16 protein-coding genes are annotated in these 20,126 nt (G+C 65.1%); 5 read left to right on the plus strand and 11 right to left on the minus strand.

What is annotated here, in order from left to right:
- Nucleotides 1-40: 40 nt before the first annotated feature.
- From secF to yajC, 3 genes are all read right to left on the minus strand, one after another.
- The gene (secF, locus tag MRB47_RS18625) at nucleotides 41-994 is read right to left on the minus strand and encodes a protein translocase subunit SecF (protein ID WP_011807087.1); all 954 of its coding nucleotides are present in this window, start codon (nucleotides 992-994) and stop codon (nucleotides 41-43) included.
- A 14-nt stretch (nucleotides 995-1,008) separates the two neighbouring features.
- Nucleotides 1,009-2,907, minus strand: a complete 1,899-nt coding sequence (gene secD / locus MRB47_RS18630; protein WP_252101440.1) for a protein translocase subunit SecD — start codon at nucleotides 2,905-2,907, stop codon at nucleotides 1,009-1,011.
- 94 nt (nucleotides 2,908-3,001) lie between these two features.
- Complete coding sequence (gene yajC, locus MRB47_RS18635) at nucleotides 3,002-3,334, minus strand: preprotein translocase subunit YajC (RefSeq protein WP_015914577.1); 333 nt, start codon at nucleotides 3,332-3,334, stop codon at nucleotides 3,002-3,004.
- Nucleotides 3,335-3,724: 390 nt separating this feature from the next.
- Between yajC and MRB47_RS18640 the strand changes: the two genes are divergently transcribed.
- Nucleotides 3,725-4,855: a mechanosensitive ion channel family protein gene (locus tag MRB47_RS18640; RefSeq protein ID WP_252101441.1), complete on the plus strand. Its 1,131-nt coding sequence runs from the start codon at nucleotides 3,725-3,727 to the stop codon at nucleotides 4,853-4,855.
- A gap of 76 nt (nucleotides 4,856-4,931) precedes the next feature.
- Here the strand turns inward: MRB47_RS18640 and MRB47_RS18645 are convergent, their stop codons facing one another.
- On the minus strand, nucleotides 4,932-8,552 hold the full coding sequence (locus MRB47_RS18645; protein WP_252101442.1) for an indolepyruvate ferredoxin oxidoreductase family protein: 3,621 nt from the start codon (nucleotides 8,550-8,552) through the stop codon (nucleotides 4,932-4,934).
- Nucleotides 8,553-8,728: 176 nt separating this feature from the next.
- Between MRB47_RS18645 and MRB47_RS18650 the strand changes: the two genes are divergently transcribed.
- Nucleotides 8,729-9,235: an Lrp/AsnC family transcriptional regulator gene (locus MRB47_RS18650; RefSeq protein WP_011807092.1), complete on the plus strand. Its 507-nt coding sequence runs from the start codon at nucleotides 8,729-8,731 to the stop codon at nucleotides 9,233-9,235.
- A gap of 189 nt (nucleotides 9,236-9,424) precedes the next feature.
- Here MRB47_RS18650 and MRB47_RS18655 read toward each other — a convergent pair whose 3' ends face one another.
- Genes MRB47_RS18655 through MRB47_RS18685 form a run of 7 tightly spaced genes read right to left on the minus strand, consistent with a single transcriptional unit; the run spans nucleotide 9,425 to nucleotide 15,913 of the window.
- Nucleotides 9,425-12,751, minus strand: a complete 3,327-nt coding sequence (locus tag MRB47_RS18655) for a pilus assembly protein (RefSeq protein ID WP_252101443.1) — start codon at nucleotides 12,749-12,751, stop codon at nucleotides 9,425-9,427.
- A 31-nt stretch (nucleotides 12,752-12,782) separates the two neighbouring features.
- A complete protein-coding gene (locus tag MRB47_RS18660) occupies nucleotides 12,783-13,334 on the minus strand; it encodes a PilX N-terminal domain-containing pilus assembly protein (RefSeq protein ID WP_252101444.1) in 552 nt (183 codons plus the stop codon).
- Nucleotides 13,331-14,419, minus strand: a complete 1,089-nt coding sequence (locus tag MRB47_RS18665) for a PilW family protein (RefSeq protein WP_252101445.1) — start codon at nucleotides 14,417-14,419, stop codon at nucleotides 13,331-13,333. Before MRB47_RS18665 ends, MRB47_RS18660 begins: the two co-directional genes overlap by 4 nt.
- Nucleotides 14,416-14,667: a hypothetical protein gene (locus tag MRB47_RS18670; protein WP_252101446.1), complete on the minus strand. Its 252-nt coding sequence runs from the start codon at nucleotides 14,665-14,667 to the stop codon at nucleotides 14,416-14,418. Before MRB47_RS18670 ends, MRB47_RS18665 begins: the two co-directional genes overlap by 4 nt.
- Nucleotides 14,668-14,673: 6 nt before the next feature.
- Nucleotides 14,674-15,021, minus strand: a complete 348-nt coding sequence (locus MRB47_RS18675; RefSeq protein WP_252101447.1) for a prepilin-type N-terminal cleavage/methylation domain-containing protein — start codon at nucleotides 15,019-15,021, stop codon at nucleotides 14,674-14,676.
- A complete protein-coding gene (locus MRB47_RS18680) occupies nucleotides 15,018-15,497 on the minus strand; it encodes a GspH/FimT family pseudopilin (protein WP_287965731.1) in 480 nt (159 codons plus the stop codon). The genes MRB47_RS18675 and MRB47_RS18680 overlap by 4 nt, the downstream gene beginning before the upstream one ends.
- A complete protein-coding gene (locus MRB47_RS18685) occupies nucleotides 15,488-15,913 on the minus strand; it encodes a type IV pilin protein (protein ID WP_252101449.1) in 426 nt (141 codons plus the stop codon). The genes MRB47_RS18680 and MRB47_RS18685 overlap by 10 nt, the downstream gene beginning before the upstream one ends.
- Before the next feature lie 263 nt (nucleotides 15,914-16,176).
- Between MRB47_RS18685 and MRB47_RS18690 the strand changes: the two genes are divergently transcribed.
- From MRB47_RS18690 to MRB47_RS18700, 3 genes are all read left to right on the plus strand, one after another.
- A complete protein-coding gene (locus MRB47_RS18690) occupies nucleotides 16,177-17,034 on the plus strand; it encodes a DUF6502 family protein (protein WP_015914580.1) in 858 nt (285 codons plus the stop codon).
- Between the two features lie 20 nt (nucleotides 17,035-17,054).
- The gene (locus MRB47_RS18695) at nucleotides 17,055-18,281 is read left to right on the plus strand and encodes a DUF5666 domain-containing protein (protein WP_252101450.1); all 1,227 of its coding nucleotides are present in this window, start codon (nucleotides 17,055-17,057) and stop codon (nucleotides 18,279-18,281) included.
- Between the two features lie 74 nt (nucleotides 18,282-18,355).
- Complete coding sequence (locus tag MRB47_RS18700) at nucleotides 18,356-20,065, plus strand: MFS transporter (protein ID WP_252101451.1); 1,710 nt, start codon at nucleotides 18,356-18,358, stop codon at nucleotides 20,063-20,065.
- Nucleotides 20,066-20,126 lie beyond the last annotated feature (61 nt).

The following is a 20,126-nucleotide window of genomic DNA, read 5'->3' on the forward strand; positions in this document are numbered from 1 at the left end:
TGCATCGGCACGCGGACAAGGCGGCTGCGCACGCGCATCGTCAGACCACGGCGCCGGAGTTCGGGTCGGCCGGGTCGCCTTCCTTGCGGGTCGGCGCCTTGACCAGGTCTTCGCGCTTGACGCCCAGCCACATGGCGATGGCCGCGGCAACGAACACCGACGAGTAGATGCCGAACAAGATGCCGATGGTCAGCGCCAGTGCGAAGTAGTGCAGGCTGGGGCCCCCGAAGAAGAACATGGACAGCACCATGGCCTCGGTGGAGGCATGGGTGATGATGGTGCGGCTCATGGTGGAGGTGATGGCGTGGTCGATCACCTCATGCGTGTTGAGCTTGCGGAACTTGCGGAAGGCCTCGCGGATACGGTCGAAGATCACCACCGACTCGTTCACCGAATAGCCCAGCACGGCCAGCACGCCGGCCAGCACCGACAGCGAGAACTCCCATTGGAAGAACGCAAAGAAGCCCAGAATGATGACCACGTCGTGCAGGTTGGCGATCACCGCTGCCACGCCGAACTTCCACTCGAAGCGGAAGGCCAGGTAGATCACAATGCCCAGCACCACCATGCCCAGCGCCATCAGGCCGCTGTGCACCAGTTCTTCGCCCACCTGCGGGCCCACGAACTCGGTGCGCCGCAGCGTGACCTCGGGGTCCTGCGCCTTCAGCGCGCTCAGCACCTGCTCGCTTTGCTGGGCCGAGGTGACGCCCTTTTGCACGGGCAGGCGGATCATCACGTCGCGCGAGGTGCCGAAGTTCTGCACCACCACGTCGGCATAGCCCAGGCCCGCGACGGTGTCGCGCACCTTGCCGATGTCGGCCGTCTGCGTGTAGGCCACCTCCATGACGGTGCCACCCGTGAACTCCACCGACAGGTGCAGGCCCCGCGTGACCAGGAAGAACACCGCCAGCGCGAAAGTGATGAAAGACACCGCGTTGAGCACCAACGCGTACTTCATGAACGGGATGTCTTTTTTGATGCGGAAAAACTCCATGGTTTTCCCCTTTCTTAGTTGCTGTTGCCGCGGGCAGCCACCGAGCGGTGCTCATCGCCCTCGGGCTTCCACACCTGGCCGATGGACACGCTCTTGAGCTTCTTCTTGCGGCCATACCAGAGGTTGACCAGGCCACGCGAGAAGAACACCGCCGAGAACATGCTGGTCAGGATGCCGATGCAGTGCACCACGGCAAAGCCGCGCACCGGCCCCGTGCCGAAGGCCAGCAGCGCCAGGCCCGCAATCAGCGTGGTGACGTTGGAGTCCAGGATGGTGGCCCAGGCGCGCTCGTAGCCCGTGGCGATCGCCGCCTGCGGGGCCACGCCAGCGCGCAGTTCCTCGCGGATGCGCTCGTTGATCAGCACGTTGGAGTCGATGGCCACGCCCAGCGCCAGGGCCATGGCGGCGATGCCGGGCAGGGTCAGCGTGGCCTGCAGCATCGACAGGATGGCGATCAGCAGCAGCACGTTCACGCCCAGCGCGATCGTGGAGAACACGCCGAACAGCCTGTAGTACACGCACATGAAGGCCGCGATGGCCACCATGCCCCAGACCACCGACTGGATACCCCGTTCGATGTTGTCGGCACCCAGGCTCGGGCCGATGGTGTATTCCTCGATGATCTCCATGGGCGCGGCCAGCGAGCCGGCACGCAGCAGCAGTGCGGTGTCGTTGGCCTCGGCCGTGGTCATGCGGCCGGAGATCTGCACGCGACCACCGCCAATCTCGCTGCGGATCACGGGCGCGGTCACCACCTCGCCCTTGCCCTTTTCGAACAGCACGATGGCCATGCGCTTGCCCACGTTCTCGCGCGTGATGTCCTTGAAGATGCGCGAGCCCTTGGCGTCCAGCGTGAGGTTCACGGTGGGCTCCTGGGTCTGGCCGTCGAATCCTGGCTGCGCGTCGGTGAGGTTCTCGCCGGTCAGCACGACCTGCTTCCTCACGATCACGGCCTGGCCGTTGCGGTCCAGGTATTTCTCGGCACCGAACGGCACGGGGCCCGTACCCATTTCGGCGGCGCGCGCCTCGGTGCCCTCGTCCACCATGCGCACTTCCAGCGTGGCGGTGCGGCCCAGGATGTCCTTGGCCTTGGCCGTGTCCTGCACGCCGGGCAGCTGCACCACGATGCGGTCCAGGCCCTGCTGCTGGATCACCGGCTCGGCCACGCCCAGTTCGTTGATACGGTTGTGCAGCGTGACCATGTTCTGCTTCAAGGCCTGCTCTTGCACCTTGCGCAGGGCCTCGGGCTTGATGGTGGCGCGCAGGCGCATACCGTCGCCGTCGGCGCTGCTCACGACCGCCAGGTCCGGGAACTGGTCGGCGATCAGGTTGCGTGCCGCCGTGAGCGTGGCCTCGTCGCGCACGCGGATGTCCACGGCCTGCCCTTCGCGGCCGATGCCGCCGTGCCGGATGTTCTTCTCGCGCAGCGCGCTGCGCAGGTCGCCTGCGTACGACTCGATCTTCTTCGTGATCGCCGCCTGCATGTCCACCTGCAGCATGAAGTGCACGCCGCCGCGCAGGTCCAGGCCGAGGTACATGGGCCGTGCATGCAGCGCGGTGAGCCAGTCGGGCGAGCGCGACACGAGGTTCAGCGCCACGATGTAGGAAGGATCGCTCGGGTCGGGGATCAGGGCCTTCTCGATCGCGTCCTTGGCCTTGAGCTGGTTGTCCGGCGTGTCAAAGCGCGCGCGCACCGAGTTGCCGTCGAACACGATGGAGTCCGAGGCCACGTTGGCGGCTTTCAGCGCGTCCTCGACGCGCTGCTGGACCGCGGCGTCGACCTTCAGCGTGGCCTTGGCCGACGACACCTGCACCGCAGGCGCCTCGCCAAAGAAGTTGGGCAGGGTATACAGGGCCCCAATGAGCAACACGATCACCAGGATCGCGTACTTCCAGACCGGATAACGGTTCATGATCGCGCTCTTCAATCCATGCGGGGCAGCGGCCGCGGGATGCGGCGCAGCACTGCCCTCATAACAAGGCCCGTGGGCCTACAGCTGGGACGGTTTACTTGACCGTGCCCTTGGGCAGCACCTGGGCCACGGCGCTGCGCTGCACCTGCACCTGCACGCCAGGCGCAATCTCCAGTTGCAGGTAGCCTTCGCTCAGGCCCGCCACCTTGCCCAGCAAGCCGCCGGCCGTGGCCACTTCGTCGCCCTTGGCCAGCGCGTCGATCATGGCGCGGTGCTCTTTCTGGCGCTTCATCTGGGGACGGATCATGATGAAGTACAGCACCACGAACATCAGCACCAGCGGCAGCATGCTGGTGAGCGATCCCATCAGGCCGGCCTCGGCGGCTGCGGCGGGGGCGGTCTGTGCAAAAGCAGAAGAAATCAACACGGGAAGAACTCCACTGGTAGTAATAGGTGCAAAGGGGCTCCGCCGGGAGGCGCCAGGGCCTGCGGGCGGTGAGCCGGCCATTGTATGCGGGGGGCTGCCGGCCAGGGCTGCGCGCACCGGCGGCCGGCGGGCTGCGGGCGCCCTCTGGAATTCAGTATCAAAACACCTTGCAACGCCCGTCCAGCAAGCGCCAGCAGCTATCACATATATAGCATAAAGCCCCGGACCAGGGGCGGTTAATGCATCGGATGCGACGCGCACATCGTCGGCCTGGGCCTACGCCGGCGCCTGGCAGGGCTTCGTAGCATGCCTGTGTGCCGCCCGCGGCGGCCGGCGCCGCGCCGCGGCCCCTTCCCTCCCACCCCCGTGTCAAGAAAGGAAACGCTTTCCATGGATTTCGCATCGGTATCCGCCTGGCTGGAGACAGAGTGGTTCTGGGGCATGTCCGCTGCCGAAGTATTGGCGGCGGCGGCCACCGCCATGGGCATCTACCTGGCGCTCACGCTGCTGCTGCGCTGGGCCGTCGCGCATGCCGACCGCAAATCCGGCGGCGGCGATGCCGGCGCGGCAAGCCTGCTGGCGCAGGTGCTCGCCGGAACCAGCCGTCTGCTCATCCTGCTGGCGGCACTGCTGGTGGGCACCGGCATGCTGGACCTGCCCGGGCGTTGGCATGACCGTGTGAGCCAGCTCTGGTTCCTGGCCGTGGCGGTGCAGCTGGGGCTGTGGGGCACGCGCGCCATCAGTCTGGGGGTCGAGCGCTACCGGCGCCACCATGGCGCCGCGGGCACGGGGCAGATCAGCGCCTCGGCCACGCTCATGTCCTGGGGGCTGCGCACGCTGGTATGGGCCACGGTGCTGCTGGCCATCCTCTCGAACCTGGGGGTGAACATCACCGCCTTCGTGGCCAGCCTGGGCGTGGGCGGCATTGCGGTGGCGCTGGCGGTGCAAAGCGTGCTGGGCGATCTGTTCGCCTCCATGGCGATCGCGGTGGACAAGCCCTTCGAGGTGGGCGACTTCATCGTCGTGGGTCCCATCGCAGGCACCGTGCAGCAGGTGGGCGTGAAGACCACGCGCATCCGCGCCCTGAGCGGGGAACAGGTGGTGATGAGCAACACCGAGTTGCTCAAGCAGACCATCAACAACTATCGCCACATGCGCGAGCGCCGCATCGTGTTTGGCTTTGGCGTGGCGCAGGACACCTCGCCCGAGCAGGCGCAGGCCCTGGCACAAGCGGTGCGCGACATCATCGAGGCCGAACCGCAACTGCGCTTCGACCGCGCGCATTTCAAGGGATTTGGCGCCAGCTCGCTCGATTACGAAGTGGTCTACATCGTCAAAGACCCGGACTACAACCTCTACATGGACCTGCAGCAGCGCATCAACCTGGCGTTGCTGGGCCGGCTGCAGGCGCTGGGCATGCGGCTGGCGGTGCCGGTCAGCCGCGTGCAGCTGGCCGACCCGCCGGCCGGGCAGGAAGGCCCGTCCAGTGTGGCCGGCATGCCCATTCCTCAGAACGCGTGAACGACCGCGTTGCCCTCGGGCAGGCCGCGGGCGGGATCAGAAGGAATGGGCGGGCATGACAGGCCCGCCCACCGTCTCAGGCCACTTGGCGGGGCGCACCCGCGTGTGGGGCACGCCAGCGGTCCATGAGCGCGAACCACTTCTTGCGCGCGGCCTGTAGGTGGCGCTCCTTCACATGGCCGTAGCCGCGGATGTCCTCAGGGATACGCGCGATCTCCACCGCCAGCGCCAGGCGCTCGGCCGTCAGGCCCTTCAGCAGTTCCTCGATGCAGGCGCGGTATTCGCGGATCAGCGCGCGCTCGGTCTTGCGCTCCTCGGTCCGACCGAAGACATCGAGCGCCGTGCCGCGCAGTCCCTTCATGCGAGCCAGCACGCCGAAGGCCTTGCGCATCCAGGGTCCGTAGCTTTGCTTGACCAACTCACCCTTGTCGTTGTGCTTGGCCAGCAGCGGGGGCGCCAGGTGGTGCACCAGCTTGTAGTCGCCTTCGTACATCGCGGCGATCTTGTCGGTGAACGCCTTGTCGGTGTGCAGCCGCGCCACTTCGTACTCATCCTTGTAGGCCATCAGCTTGAACAGATAGCGCGCCACCGCCTCAGTGAGGCGCGTGCCCTGGCCCAGTGAATCCTCGGCCGCGCGCACCTTGTCCACGAAGGCCTGGTACTCGGCCGCATAGGCGGCGTTCTGGTAGCCCGTGAGGAAGTCCACACGCTTGGCGACCATCTCGGCCAAGCCGGGCTTCTTCACGAACTGGATCACCTGCGCGGCCTGGAACAGCGCCTGCACCTCGGCCAGGTTGTGCGCGCAGCGGCGTCCCCATTCGAAGGCGGCCTTGTTGTTCTCCACCTGTACGCCATTGAGCTCCATGGCGCGCATGAGCGCGGCGTGGGACAGCGGCACGCGGCCCTTTTGCCACGCATAGCCCAGCATCAGCGGGTTGGTGTAGATGCTGTCACCCAGCAACTGGCTGGCCACCTGCTCGGCGTCGAACACACCCAGCAACTCGGCGCCCACGGCCTGTGCGATGGCGGCCTCGCAGCCGTCAGCCGGGAACTGCCAATTGGGGTTGTGCACAAAGGCCGCGGCCGGTGTGCCGTGGCTGTTGAGGGCGACAAAGGTGCGCCCCGGCTGCATGGCGGCCAACGTGGCCTTGTTCGCGGCAACGATGGGGTCGCAGCCGATCACCAGGTCGGCCTTGGCCGTGTCCACCTTGGTGGTGTGGATGGCCTCGGGGCGGTTGGCGATCTGCACATGGCTCCAGGTGGAGCCGCCCTTTTGCGCCAGGCCCGCCGCGTCCTGCGTGATGACGCCCTTGCCCTCCAGGTGCGCGGCCATGCCCAGCAGGGACCCGATGGTGATCACGCCCGTGCCGCCCACACCAGCCACGACGATGCCCCACGCGGCTTCGGCCGCCGGCAGCACCGGCTCGGGGATGGGCGCCATCGTGGACAGGTCGCCCTTCTTCTCCTTCTTGGGTTTCTTGAGCTGGCCGCCCTCGACGGTGACGAAGCTCGGGCAGAAGCCCTTCACGCAGGAATAGTCCTTGTTGCAGGTGCTCTGGTTGATGCGGCGCTTGCGGCCGAACTCGGTCTCCACCGGCTCCACCGACAGGCAGTTGGACTGCACTGAGCAATCGCCGCAGCCCTCGCACACCAGCTCGTTGATGACCACGGTCTTCGCGGGTGTAGCCAGCAGGCCGCGCTTCCTGCGGCGGCGCTTCTCAGTCGCGCAAGTCTGGTCATAGATGATGGCCGTGCAGCCTGCGATCTCGCGAAACTCACGCTGAATGCGGTCCAGCTCGTCGCGGTGGAAGACCTCAATGCCCGGCGGCAGGTCGTTGAGCAGCTCGGGGTGGCCGGCGCGCGCGGCGTTGGCCGGGTGCGTGCGGCCGTGGTACTTCTCGGGCTCGTCCGTCACCACCACCAGCCGGACCACGCCCTCGGCGCGCAGGCTGTGGGCGATCTGCGCCACCGAATGCCCTTCGGGGCGCTCGCCCACCTGCTGGCCGCCGGTCATGGCCACGGCGTCGTTGTAGAGGATCTTGTAGGTGATGTTCGCACCCGAGGCGATGCTCTGGCGAATCGCCAGCAGGCCGCTGTGGAAGTAGGTGCCGTCGCCCAGGTTGGCGAACACGTGCTTGTCCTTGGTGAACGGCGCCTGGCCCACCCAGGTCACGCCCTCGCCGCCCATCTGCGTGAAGGTGCTCGTGGCGCGGTCGGGCATCCAGTTGGCCATGTAGTGGCAACCAATGCCGGCCACGGCGCGCGAGCCCTCGGGCACGCGGGTGCTGGTGTTGTGCGGGCAGCCGCTGCAGAACCACGGCATGCGCTCGCCGGTGTCGGTCTTCACCTCCAGCAGGCCGCGTTCGCGCGCCTCCACCACGGAGATGCGCGCGTCCATGCGCGCCACGATGTCCTCGGGCACGCCCAGCTTCTTCAGGCGTTTGGCGATCGCCTTGGCGATGATGGCCGGCGTCAGGTCGGCCTTGGGGCGCAGCAGCCAGTTCTGGCTGGGATTGGGCATGCTCCATTCGCCGCCGGAGTTGTCACCCTCGATCTCGTCGAACTTGCCCAGCACGTTGGGACGCACGTCGGCGCGCCAGTTGTAGAGCTCTTCCTTGATCTGGTATTCGATGACCTGGCGTTTTTCCTCCACCACCAGGATCTCCTGCAGCCCCTGCGCGAAGTCGCGCGTGATGGTGGCTTCGAGCGGCCACACCACGTTGACCTTGTGCACGCGAATGCCCAGCTGACGGCAGGTGTCGTCGTCCAGGCCCAGGTCCACCAGTGCCTGGCGCGTGTCGTTGTACGCCTTGCCACTGGCGATGATGCCGAAGCGGTCCTGCGGGCCCTGGATCACGTTGTAGTTGAGCTTGTTGGCGCGGATGTACGCCAGTGCCGCGTACCACTTGTAGTCCATGAGGCGCGCCTCCTGCTCCAGCGGCGCATCGGGCCAGCGGATGTGCAGCCCGCCGGGCGGCATGGTGAAGTCCTCGGGCATGACGATCTTCACGCGGTCGGGGTCCACAGAGATGCTGCTGGACGACTCCACCACCTCCTGGATGGTCTTGAGTCCGGACCACAGGCCCGAGAAGCGGCTCAGGGCAAAGGCATGCAGCCCCATGTCCAGAATGTCCTGCACGCTGCTGGGGAAGAACACCGGCAGGCCGCAGGCCTTGAAGATGTGGTCGCTCTGGTGCGCCGCCGTGCTGCTCTTGCTGATGTGGTCGTCGCCCGCCACCGCGATCACGCCGCCATGCCGGGCCGTGCCGGCCATGTTGGCATGCTTGAACACGTCGGAGCAGCGGTCCACGCCCGGGCCCTTGCCGTACCAGATGCCGAAGACGCCGTCGTACTTCTTGGACTGGGGGTAGATGTCCAGTTGCTGCGTGCCCCAGACGGCGGTGGCGGCCAGCTCCTCGTTCACGCCGGGCTGGAAGACCACGTGGTGCTCCGCCAGGTGCTTGCGGGCGCCCCACAGGGCCTGGTCGTAGCCGCCCAGGGGCGAGCCACGGTAGCCGCTCACGAAGCCCGCGGTATTCAGGCCCACGGCGGCATCGCGCTGGCGCTGCAGCATGGGCAGGCGCACGAGGGCCTGCACCCCACTCATGAAGGCGCGGCCGTGGCCCAGGGTGTATTTGTCCTCAAGGGTGACCGTCTCCAGCGCGCGGCGGACGTGTTCGGGCAGCGGGGCATTCATGTCTTGTCTCCGTGGGTTCTGTGATCCGCCGCCTCTGTTGGGCGCGGCGTGCGGGACGGTGCCGTGTGGGCGCCACCCGATCTGCGCAGTGTATGCGCGAGACACCGATATGTGTTTGCTTTATTTGCCGCGTTTACCCTGATGCGCGAAAGCTTCTTTCTTAAAACAATCCAAAAATGGAAACCTTGGACAAATACGACATCGCCATCCTGCGCGAGCTGCAGGCCGAGGCGCGCCTGACCAACGCCGAGCTGGCGCAACGCGTAGGCCTGTCCGCTGCACCGTGCTGGCGGCGCGTACGCGCCCTGGAGGAAGCGGGCTACATCCGCGGCTATCACGCGGAAATCGACCGCCACAAGATCGGCCTGGGCGTGCTGGCGTTCGTGCGCCTGGACGCCGAGCGCAACACCGGCGACCTGACGCTGGCCATGGAGCAGGCCATCGCCCAGATCCCCGAAGTGGTCTCATGCCACTACATCAGCGGCACCGGCACCTTCGAGCTGCAGGTGGTGGCGCGCGACCTGGACAGCTTCTCGCAGTTCGCACGCACCGTGCTGCTGAACCTGCCCAACGTGAAGGACATGCACACCAGCTTCTCGCTGGGCGAGGTCAAGGCAGGCGGCGCGCTGCCGTTGGCGCACCTGGGCCCGGTGCGGCCCGTGGTGCGTGGCGCCGCAGCGTAGGTTCACTCCTAATTCAGTAGCTGTCACTGCTTTTCCCATAAGGGTTTGATCGCATTTTTTATTGCAACTGGTGCCCGGACACCACGATCCCAGCAACCCGCTGAAGCCGCCCGCGCATCGGGGCGGCTTCGTTCCAGCGAGGTCAGACTCCAGCGCGTTCAGGGAACATGACGCCAACGGCCATCGCGCTTAGCGGTCCTTCACCCGGTTCCAATAAGTGCGGCGCACGTTCTTACGGATGCCGAGATCCGGCCGCTCTGCCCCCAGTGCTGACCGCCCATCGCCCGCCTGACCACCGCCACCGCCGATCACAAAGGGCTGACTGGTCTTGCTGCCGTCCGAGCGCTCGATCTCGACGATGCCCGCCACCGGGGACGGTGGCAGCCCTCCTCCATCGAAGACCCGGGATGTCCTGACCCCCGTCAGGAAGTTCACCGAATAGCCACGCGCTTCGCCCAGATTGGGTTGGCACACGAGTGAGGTCGCGCGCAACGGGCGATTGGTGCCGAAGAATACCGAACCGCCGAAAGTGGTGGGGGCGTTCACGCCCTTCTCGCCCGCACCGGCAAGCGTAATGTAGAAGCCCTTTTGCGTACCGTCGTAGCTGGTATTCGTGGCGTCAACCAGGGTGTCTGGCGTCGTGTTGTCGCGCACGACGTCCCATCCACTGCCATCGGCGCCTACCTGTGTGTCCTTGATCATGTAGAACCGGTTCACCACCGTGTTGGACTCGCTGGCGGGCAGGGGGTGTTCGCGGTCCCCCGAAACGGCCACAACGGCGTCGAAGTTCTTGGTCACGACCACATCGGGCGGGAAGAAGAACTTGCGCTTGGGAGAGCCCGAGCCTCCCAGCGCTGCAAACTGGTACGCCTTCCAGGTGCTGATGGCGCCCGTTCCGTCCGGCTGCAAATCCGCGCGCCACAGATTGCCGCCCATGTCAGCAGCATAGAGGCGATCGATCTTGCCGTCGAAGTCACGATCCACGAGAGTGATGTCGCCGGGGATGGAGTGGGTCATGGTCGAAAGCAAGCATGGATTGCCGGTGCACCGGTCTGCGCCACCGCCCGGTCCCGCACGCCACAGCAGTGCACCGGTCTTTGCATCCACGACGAAAATCCCGCGGCCCATGCTGTCAGCGGCCGAAACGGGCTCGTTGTCCTGGTTGGAGTCATAGCCGGCGCCGAAGATCAGCACCGGGCCGTCATGTCCCTTCACCGTCGCCACCTTGGGCTGCGACCAGGTCTGGCCAAGCTCGCCAAAACCGGTCGTTGCCGGAGTGATCTTCCACATGAACTTGGGGTTGGTTGGGTCACTCACATCCAACGCGTAAAGCAGGCGCCCGCCACGACGGGCCGACAGGTACAGATAGGCCGTGTCGCCGTTCTGATAAACGCCCGGCGAGCCATCGAAGAAATAGGTCTTGGGCTGGCGCGTGGTGCTGGCGGGCTCGCCCAGGGTCAACGCCACGGTGTTGTCATAGATGCGCTTGAGACCGCCAAAAAATTCCTCGGGAACGAAGCTCCACAACTCCCCGCCGGGCATGACATTGATGCTGGCGCCAGCAGCGTCCTTGGTGGCAATGGCACAGGTGGTGGACAGTTTGCAATTGCCGATGGGTTTCGCGGTATTCGTGGGGTTGTTGGGCTGGTTGCCGTTTACCGCGCGGAAGGTGCCGTCATTGGCGCCGTAGAACACGACGGTGCCATAGTTCTGGTAGTTGAGTACTACCGGGCGCGAGTGCAGCACATCGCCGTGCACGGAGCCGCGCACGATGATGCTTGCATCGGGTGGAGCGCTCATTTCCGGTCCCGCGCCGGAACCGGCACGGGTCACCGCCACGTCTTCCCCGCGCGCCCAGTTGATAAGGTTGGTGCGCGCTGTGGCGTCTGCAGCCGCCGTTCCCAGCGCCGCGCTGGTAATAGCTGCATTGCCCGCATCGAACTTCATGCCACTCAAGGCAGCCTCACCAGTGCAGCCGGTCCCCAAGCATGTGTAGACGTTGCGCTTGCTGATGTCCGTGAGCGCAGCCAGGCGAATCTGCTGGCCTACGCCGCCTTTCTCAACGATGTGGCCATCGCGCAGATCGTATCCATCCAGCCCGCCTTGGCGCGCCACGGCATTGAGCCAGAATCCGCCCTCCGTCTTCGGTGCGACGGCCTTGTCTGGAAGCTCGTTGGTGTTTTTGCTGGTCCAGAAACTGATGGCGCTGGGGTCCAGGAAGCCTGTGCCCGCAGAGCTCAAAACGGGTTTGGGCTGGCCGTTGGCCTGGAGCTCCGCTCCACCCAGGTACAGCACGGGGCTGTTCTTGTCGGTTTCGTCCAAGCCAAACTGATATTGCTTAAGGTTACCCATCCAGCGCGGCAAGCCGCTGCCGTCGGGGCGGAACATACCCATGAAAACCTGGTTTGCATAGGTGCCCTGGCTGTTTGCGCTCACTGGTAGTACCGGCGCAGCAAACACACTGTTGACGGCCATGACCTGCCGCGCAATTTCGCCAAAGACGGCTGCCAGACCATCCGGCCGGTTCAAGGGCACGTAGTACACCTTGGTACCGCTTTGCGTGGACACGTTGGCCATCAGCTGCTCGTACTCCGCGTTGCTGCCGTCATACAGGATGATGGTGTAGGCCGTAACAGGGTTGTACTGTTTGTCGCCCACCTTGGCGACGGCCATGAACTTCGACCATTCATCGGACGGGTCCGCTTGGTAGTTGCCATTGATTTTGGCGGTGGCCCCGGGCGGATGGGGCTGCGTATAGGAAGGAAGGGTGAGCTCCGTGAAAGAGCCCGTCAAATTCCTGAGGGCGTTCTTGGCAGCATCGCCAGCGTCCTGCGGCTTCTGGTTGTTGGTGGCCAGGGTGATGTAAACGACGAAGTTCCTGGTACACGCCGCAGCATCGGGGGGATTGCCATACCGCACTCCCGACAGGCCTTGCAGGCCGTTATAGAACGCGAAGCTTTCCTGCAACGCCTGGCTGAACTGATTGTTGTTGCTTTGGTCCGTCCCCGTGCTCAACGTAACCACCCGGTCTTTGAATTGCTGGATTCCGCTGAGGCTCAACGGAACCAGGTTGTCGACACTGAGGCCGGACCTCATCGCCGGAAGTGCGAATTCACCGCCGTCCTTCACAGCGCCAGCGCTACGCGGGAAGTACATCAGCCCCAGATTCATCGGCAACTGGGACACCGTAGGATCGGCATCCTTTCTGGCGTTCAGCATTTTCTCGAGCTCGACCAGTCCGCCGTAGAGTCCACAGACCTCGTAGCCGAAGTTCGTCTTGCGATTGATCGGCTGAAACGGGGCGGACGGCGCAAAAGTCGGGCAGTCGACGATTGCGTTCCCGTTGGACGCCCCCGCGTTATCCAACACAATGACTAGGTTGGAAGCTCCTCCACCGGCCGGGGAGCCATAGATGTCGATGTCTTCCGCCTGCACATGAGACACCAGACCCGCAAGGGCCAGCAACGCACAGGCTGAGGACAACCGGAGGCTAGGGAATGGACGGTGAGCGTACATAGGTCTCATCTCCTGAAAAGTGCGAAAAGGCTCAGCAGTTGGCCCCGGGATCCACGCGCTGCGCGACGCCTTGGTTGATCGCGGCAGCGGGGTGACTGGAGTTGGGAGGTGTGGCCACGCCTTCCAAATTCCACATGGCATTGGTGCAGAGTGAATTACCCGACGGCGAGGCGCCTGTAATACCGGTGTTCTGTGCTGAACCGGTGGCAAAACAAGGCTGGTCACCCTCGCTTTCCACATCCAGGTCCACCGTCTTGATCGGCTGCTTGGCTATACAGGTAGGGGTCACGGCAACCTTGTAGGTGGAGCCCGGCTGCCCGCTGTTGTTGACATCCACGTCCACGGTATTGGTCTTGGGCGCCTTCGTGAAATCTCCGCTGATGGCGTCCTCGATGGCCACCTGCGCTGCAGCCTCGGCCTCTTTTTGCGTTTGCATGTTGCCCACCACGCGGGTGTTGACGTTGGTCGTGCGCATGGAAGAGACGACGATCAGCGTAAGCACAACGAGAAATATCATGGCCACGAGCAGGGTGGCCCCCTGTTGCGTGCGCGCCGAACGCCGGCGGTTGGTGGTGTGCGTCATGGCAGCTCTCTCAGGCCGGACGGGTTGTTGAGGCGCACGACGGTGCTGTACGTGTGGCGCTTGTAGCCGTCATTGAAAGGGCCTGCAGCGGCGGACAAGCCCAGGTCATAAGTGCGATCGTCCTTCCAACCACCGCTTGCCTCGGTCGTGCGTGCCAACACGTGGATACGCACGGCCATGACGTTGCCCCAGTTCTTCTCGGCATCCGCCCAGTCGTACGCGGGCGTGGGAGGCGGGCATGCCGCCGCGCTGATGTGCAGCGGGTCTGGGCTGGCGGGGTTGGTCACGTAGCAGTCAGGCGAGCCGTTGCCATCCGTGTCCACCCCGAAGTCAAAACGCATGTCCTCGATGCCGTCGACCAAGGGTTGGATGACCATGCCGCCCTTGGTGTATTCGGCCACCTTCAGCGTGGGGATCTGGTCCTTGCCGCATTCATTGCAGTCACTGAGGAAATAGAGGCGCTGGATGGCCCTGCGCAACGGTGACGGGTTGCCGCTTTTATCCCTCAGTTGGAAGCTCGCATCGCCCCGTGCCGCCATGAATGGCACGAGCGACGGGAAATCCGCAGCGTCGTTCCCGAATGTCGACACCTGGAGATACACCTCATCCGCCTCGGCGCTGGCCGCCGATATCGGCGTTGACGATGCCCGCGTCACCAGCAGCATTCGGCTCCCGCTTTTGACATTCCCCCCGCTCGGGCAGCTGGTGGCGGCCGGCAACACCTGTACTGCCAGCGGAAGCTGAGGCGTGGCACCGGAGACGTATCCGAGATCGGCGACATTGGTCGGACACGCAGCCGGCGCCCGGCGTGGCCACGAGTGCACTCCTGTCGTGCCTACGAATCCCGCAGATTCAACGTCTTCACCGATCAACTGAAGCGCATAACGTCCGTTTTCGATCTGGCGCGCACTCTTGTCCAGTTCGCTCCGGTTGGTCACCGTGGAAACCACCAGCGCGATGAGTGCCGTCAGCAACAGCAGGCCCAGGGCCAGTGCCACCATCAACTCGACCAGCGTAAACCCTCTGGCATGGCGCATATATCGCTCGGTTCGTGTGGCAGGTGTGAGGCAACGATGTGGGTTCATGGGGTTCCTCCCGCGGAGGACAGGCTGCCGATCTGCACTTTGGTGGTGACGACACGGTGCAAGCGGTCGTCGCCAAAGCGCCCCTTGCCACAAGGGAAAACGCTCCCGTCGCTGAGCTTAGGCGCCACCGTTCGGGCCATGCCCTGCCACGCCACGGCGATGAGGTAGGTGTTGGGCGGGGCGGCCTCCTGCGTGATGCAACCCACCGCGCCGATCATGGCGCCGACCTTGTCACCCGACTGAAGCACCTCGGCCTATCCCTTGAGGAGTCCATCCCAGGCGGTGAGGTCTGCCAGAGCCTGTGCCTGCTGTGGCGCCGTGTCCAGAAGACATGTGGGCAACGTGGTCGCGCCAGTCCCCACCTTCACGCCCGTGCTGCCGTTGGAATAACAAGCCGCCACCTTGCGATTGGCGTTCAGCCGGCTGGCCATGTCCCGCACCAGCTGCAGCGCCTGGATACGCTGGAACGACTCCAGCTCCGCCATATGGGCACGGCTGCTGATACCCATCAGCCCCAACAGACCGAACAGCAGAATGACCAGGGTCACCAGAATCTCGATCAACGTCGCGCCCTGCTGGTGCGGCCGGTGAATCAGGCTCATGAGCATCCTCCCTGCGTGCTGGATGGCTTGCCGCTGAGGTCCAGAGTGATGCAGCGGGCCGTGACGCCGCTCATCTCAGTAACCGGTTTGATGGTGAACTTGGTCCCCGAACTGGAAAGACGGCCGTCTCGCTCGTACGTCACGGAGCCGATTCCCCCCGTATTCGTAATACTGAGGTTCGAAAGCGCCTCCTGAGAGCCGAAGGTGTTCGTGCCATCCGTGACCGTCCACCCTGCGTCCCAAGTGCTGCCGCGCTTTTGCAAGCTCACCGGGCCGTTTTGCGTGATGGCTTGGCTGCGCGCCAGAGTCAGAGCAGCCATGAGATCAAACGATGCATTCCGCACCCGTTGGTTGGCCACGAACTCACGAAAACTGGGAAGTGCGACAAGAGTGAGGAGGGTGAGGACGGTGATGGCGGTCATCAGCTCAATCAGCGTGAATCCACCTGCGCGCGCTCTTGGGTGAACTACCAGCATTTGATGACCCCATCCGGTCCTGAAGCAGTTTTGGCACCCGCTTCGTCGACGGTCAAGGTGCCGCAGCCGGTATCGCGTGCAGCCTGCCCCCCCGTCGGCGTGGCGGTCGCAGTGAACCCTGGTGGCGTGGAGCCGGCCTTGGGTGATGTAGTAATTGCGTAGTTTCTGCCTACTTCTGCCGGAGCCGTCATCTGCAGCGCTGCCAGGTCGGTCGCATAACTACGAGCGTCGAGCATGTAGCGCTGCTGCCGACCGCTAACCTCGAGCAGGAACGCCTTGGCCGCCGCCCGATTCGATTTGACGATGTAGGCGGTATAGGAAGGGTAAGCAATAGCCGCAAGGATGCCGATGACCGCCACCGTGATCATCAATTCAATCAGCGTGAAACCCGCTGTTCGCCGCCCTGTTGTTCGCATAAGTGCCGCCACTGTGTATGAATTTGTTTAAATGTGAAAATATCACATTCACTCCTACACATAACGACTAAATGGTGACAGACGGTCGCTTATTTCCGACGAGCGGTTGCCCAATGCCGTCCACAGGTACGCATAGGTGACATCCCGCCCCTCTGCATACGCGACAAGCAGCCATTGCAGGTGGCACACTCGCGTTCCGTTCTTTACGCACACTGGCTACACAAGCGCTCACGCTGAGCGATGCGTCTTCCTTCACCCGCCCCATGCAAGACCGCCTGAAATGGACGCAGTCCGCGCTGGTACGAATCCTTCGCCCCGCGGTCAGGCTGGCGTTGGCGATGGGACTGAAGCACGCCCAACTCGAAGAAATCCTGAGGGACCTGCTGCTGGAGGAAGCGCGCCATCTCTGGCGCAGCCAAGGCATTCCCGACCCCAACCTGAGCCAGATCTCGGTCACCACCGGTCTCAATCGCAAGGACGTGACCGCCAGAGTGCGCCAAGTACGCGACCCTTTGCCTGCCACCGAAGGGTCGTCGGCCGCCAAGGCTTTCACGGCCTGGTTGCAGCTTGCCGCCGAGGAGCCCAGCCGGCGCCGCCTTCCTATTGTGGACACCGGCCATGGCCCCTCTTTTGAACTGGTGGCGCGTCTCGCCACCCGCGGCGATGTGCACCACAGAACCCTGCTGGAGGAGCTTCAGCGCCTGAATCTGGTCAGGGGGCTGACGGGCGACGGCGAAGGCGAGGTGGAACTGGTGGGCGACGGCTTCATCCCGGCCACCAGCCTGCGGGACATGCTGGCCTTCACCGGGGACAATGTGCGGGACCATCTGCTGGCCGCCGTCAGCAATACCTTGGGGCAGCAGCCCCGGATGCTGGAACGCTCCGTCTATGCCTCGGGCTTGACCGTGTCGGAGTGCGAACGCATCCACCAGTTGGCACGGGAACATTGGGATTCCGTGCATTACCGCCTGGTACGGGAAATGACCCAGGCCCATGCCTCTGCGGCAGGCATGGGAACGGCACGCATGCGCGTAGGGGTGTATGTCTACCATGAGGACGAGCCGCCGGACGTGAAGCCGACCACCCGTGCAGGCTCTGCAAAGCGCAGGAAAAAAACATGAGGACTGGGATATACGCGCTGATGACCACGCTGGGGCTGGTGCTCGCAGCCTGTGGAGGCGGCGACGGCGTGGGCTCGGGCGGCACCGGCATCGCCATGTCTTCCGTGGCCATTGGCAGCGTCGACAGCCTCGGCGAATCACCCAGCGGGTCGTACATGGTTGTGAACGGCGTGCGCTTCGATATCAGCCACGCCCAGGTGGAAGTGGAAGGCGTCTCGCAGGAAGACGCCAATGGTCAGCAAAGCCTGAAGAGCGGCCAGAGCAGCCTGAAACCTGGCATGACCGTGCAAGTGAACGGCACCCTCGATACCGGATTCAGCACGGGTACGGCCGCGCATGTACTGTCGATACCGGAGCTACGGGGGGCGGTGGATGCCGTGGACGCGGCGCTGGGGCGCATCGAGGTAATGGGTGCGCGGGTATATGTCGATGACGAGACCGTGCTCGACGGACTGTCCGGCTTGGCCGCCTTGCAAGTCGGCCAGATCGTGCAGGTACATGCGTTGCCCACCAGCAGTGGGCTGATGCGCGCGACCCGGCTGCAGCTGACCACCGCCACGCTCCCCTCGGTACAGCCCGTGCTGTGGGGCAGCGTGCAGGCCCTCGATACGGTGGCCCGCCGGTTCCAGTTGGGCACGATGCAGATCCAGTATGCGCAGGCTGCCTTTTTGAACGGTCTGGAGGCCGGCATGCTGGACAACGGCATGCCGCTGTATGTGCATGCAGCCCAGGCCCCGGCCGGCAACGTGCTCGTGGCCCGCTTCCTGCGGCCAGCGCACAGCCTCTCACGCCAGGCAGACGCGCCCGTCGTGCTGGAGGGTGTGGTGACGAACTTCGCCTCTGCACAATCCTTTGCGCTGCAAGGCACGGATATCGATGCCTCGGGCGCGCAAATAACCGGGGGGCGGGCTGATGACATCCGCAACGGCGCAACGCTGGAAGTGGCGGGCCGGATGTCTGCCAACGGCGTGCTGGTCGCGCAGCGGATACGCGTGCGGCAAAGGGCCGTAGTTGACCCTCCATCCGCGTTGCCTCCTCCCGCAAACACCAACGGCAACGGGAACGGGAACGCCGGAGGCAATGGCAACGGGAACGCCGGAGGCAATGGCAACGGGAACGCCGGAGGCAATGGCAACGGGAACGCCGGAGGCAATGGCAACGGGAACGCCGGAGGCAATGGCAACGGGAACGCCGGAGGCAATGGCAATGGGAACGCCGGAGGCAACGGCAATTCCAACAGAGGCTGAACACCGTTTCGCACCCGCCGAGATTGCGGCCCCGGCGCAGCAAGCGCGCCGCATTCCCGTCACAATGGCCGCACATGCCGCCCCAGCCCCTCCAAGACAGCGGACCGCTGAGTTCACCACCCACACCGCCAGGCCCCGACGCGGCCTCCGCCGCCGCCCACACCGCCGAGGCCGCCGCCACAGCCGAGTTGCAGCACAGCGCGGCGCAGCGTGCGCCGCAGTCGCCCTTCGCGCCGCTGTCGGTGCCGGTGTTCCGCATGCTGTGGCTCACCTGGCTGGCGGCCAACACCTGCATGTGGATGAACGACGTGGCCACCGCCTGGCTGATGACCACGCTGACCGATTCGCCTGCCCTGGTGGCGCTGGTGCAGACGGCCTCGACGCTGCCCGTGTTCCTGCTGGGCCTGCCCAGCGGCGCGCTGGCCGACATCCTGGACCGGCGGCGCTACTTCATGGTCACGCAGTTCTGGGTGGCGGCCGTGGCGGTGGTGCTGTGCGTGGCCATCCTCTGGGGTGGGCTCAACCCCTACCTGCTGCTGGCGCTGACGTTCGCCAACGGCATCGGGCTGGCGATGCGCTGGCCGGTGTTTGCGGCCATCGTGCCGGAGCTGGTGAACCGCCAACAGTTGCCCGCGGCGCTGGCGCTCAATGGCGTGGCCATGAACGCCTCGCGCATCATCGGCCCGCTGGTGGCCGGCGCCATCATCGCCAGCGCGGGCAGCGCCTGGGTGTTCGTGCTGAATGCCGTGCTGTCGCTGGTGGCAGGTTTCACCATCATGCGCTGGCGGCGCCAGCCCATGCCCAACCCGCTGGGGCGCGAGCGCCTGACCAGTGCCATGCGCGTGGGTCTGCAGTTCGTGCGCGAGTCGCCCCCGATGCGCGCCGTGCTGTGGCGCATCTCCATCTTCTTCCTGCATGCCACGGCGCTGCTGGCGCTGCTGCCGTTGGTGGCGCGAGACCTGCAGGGCGGCGGCGCAGGCACCTTCACGCTGCTGCTGGCCTCCATGGGCGCGGGCGCCGTGAGCGCTGCCATGTTCCTGCCGCGCCTGCGCCAGATGATGTCGCTGGACCAGCTGGTGGCGCGCGGCACGCTGCTGCAGGCGCTGGCCACGGCCGTGGTCGCCATTGCGCCCAACGTGTACGTGGCGGTGCCGGCCATGCTGGTGGGCGGGGCGGCGTGGATCACCACCGCCAATTCGCTCACGGTGGCCGCACAGCTGGCGCTGCCCAACTGGGTGCGCGCGCGCGGCATGTCCATCTACCAGATGTCCATCATGGGCGCCACGGCCGTGGGCGCGGCGCTGTGGGGGCAGGTCGCCGCACTCTCCAGCGTGCACATGAGTCTGGCATTGGCGGCACTCACCGGGGTGCTGGTGATGGCGCTGGTACAGCGCCTGGTGAGCAACCGCCATGGCGAGGAGGACCTGAGCGCCTCGCGCGCCTTTCAGGCACCGCGGGCCGACAGCCCGCCCGCCGCCGGCCTGCGGCTGGTGGTCAGCATCGAATACTTCATCAACCCCGCGCGGGCGGCAGAATTCCGCGCCGTGATGCAGGAAAGCCGCCGCGCGCGCCTGCGCCAGGGCGCCTTGAGCTGGGAGCTGCAGCACGACATCGCCGACCCGCGCCGCTACGTGGAGCGCGTGGTAGACGAATCCTGGACGGAGCACCTGCGGCGCTTTGACCGCGTCACCGCCTCCGACGTGGCGCTGCGCGACCGGCGCTTTGCCTTCCACGTGGGCGACGCGCCGCCCGTGGTGTCGCGCTACGTGGTCGAGGGCGAATGAATCACTCCCATATTGATAGCTTTCAGCGCTTGCCTTACGGGAATTTCAGCATTAATTTGTA

It is taken from the genome of Diaphorobacter sp. LI3, assembly GCF_022807955.1.
Taxonomy (GTDB): Bacteria; Pseudomonadota; Gammaproteobacteria; order Burkholderiales; family Burkholderiaceae_C; genus Diaphorobacter; species Diaphorobacter nitroreducens.

Bases quoted from the DNA above. Each gene is read 5' to 3' on its own strand.
- MRB47_RS18685 (WP_252101449.1), bottom strand. From the start codon at position 15,913: ATGCGAACAACAGGGCGGCGAACAGCGGGTTTCACGCTGATTGAATTG.
- MRB47_RS18650 (WP_011807092.1), top strand. From the start codon at position 8,729: ATGGAAACCTTGGACAAATACGACATCGCCATCCTGCGCGAGCTGCAG.
- MRB47_RS18655 (WP_252101443.1), bottom strand. From the start codon at position 12,751: ATGTACGCTCACCGTCCATTCCCTAGCCTCCGGTTGTCCTCAGCCTGT.
- MRB47_RS18645 (WP_252101442.1), bottom strand. From the start codon at position 8,552: ATGAATGCCCCGCTGCCCGAACACGTCCGCCGCGCGCTGGAGACGGTC.
- MRB47_RS18700 (WP_252101451.1), top strand. From the start codon at position 18,356: ATGCCGCCCCAGCCCCTCCAAGACAGCGGACCGCTGAGTTCACCACCC.
- MRB47_RS18680 (WP_287965731.1), bottom strand. From the start codon at position 15,497: ATGCTGGTAGTTCACCCAAGAGCGCGCGCAGGTGGATTCACGCTGATT.
- MRB47_RS18690 (WP_015914580.1), top strand. From the start codon at position 16,177: ATGCAAGACCGCCTGAAATGGACGCAGTCCGCGCTGGTACGAATCCTT.
- secD (WP_252101440.1), bottom strand. From the start codon at position 2,907: ATGAACCGTTATCCGGTCTGGAAGTACGCGATCCTGGTGATCGTGTTG.
- MRB47_RS18665 (WP_252101445.1), bottom strand. From the start codon at position 14,419: ATGAACCCACATCGTTGCCTCACACCTGCCACACGAACCGAGCGATAT.
- secF (WP_011807087.1), bottom strand. From the start codon at position 994: ATGGAGTTTTTCCGCATCAAAAAAGACATCCCGTTCATGAAGTACGCG.
- MRB47_RS18660 (WP_252101444.1), bottom strand. From the start codon at position 13,334: ATGACGCACACCACCAACCGCCGGCGTTCGGCGCGCACGCAACAGGGG.
- MRB47_RS18640 (WP_252101441.1), top strand. From the start codon at position 3,725: ATGGATTTCGCATCGGTATCCGCCTGGCTGGAGACAGAGTGGTTCTGG.
- MRB47_RS18695 (WP_252101450.1), top strand. From the start codon at position 17,055: ATGACCACGCTGGGGCTGGTGCTCGCAGCCTGTGGAGGCGGCGACGGC.
- MRB47_RS18675 (WP_252101447.1), bottom strand. From the start codon at position 15,021: ATGAGCCTGATTCACCGGCCGCACCAGCAGGGCGCGACGTTGATCGAG.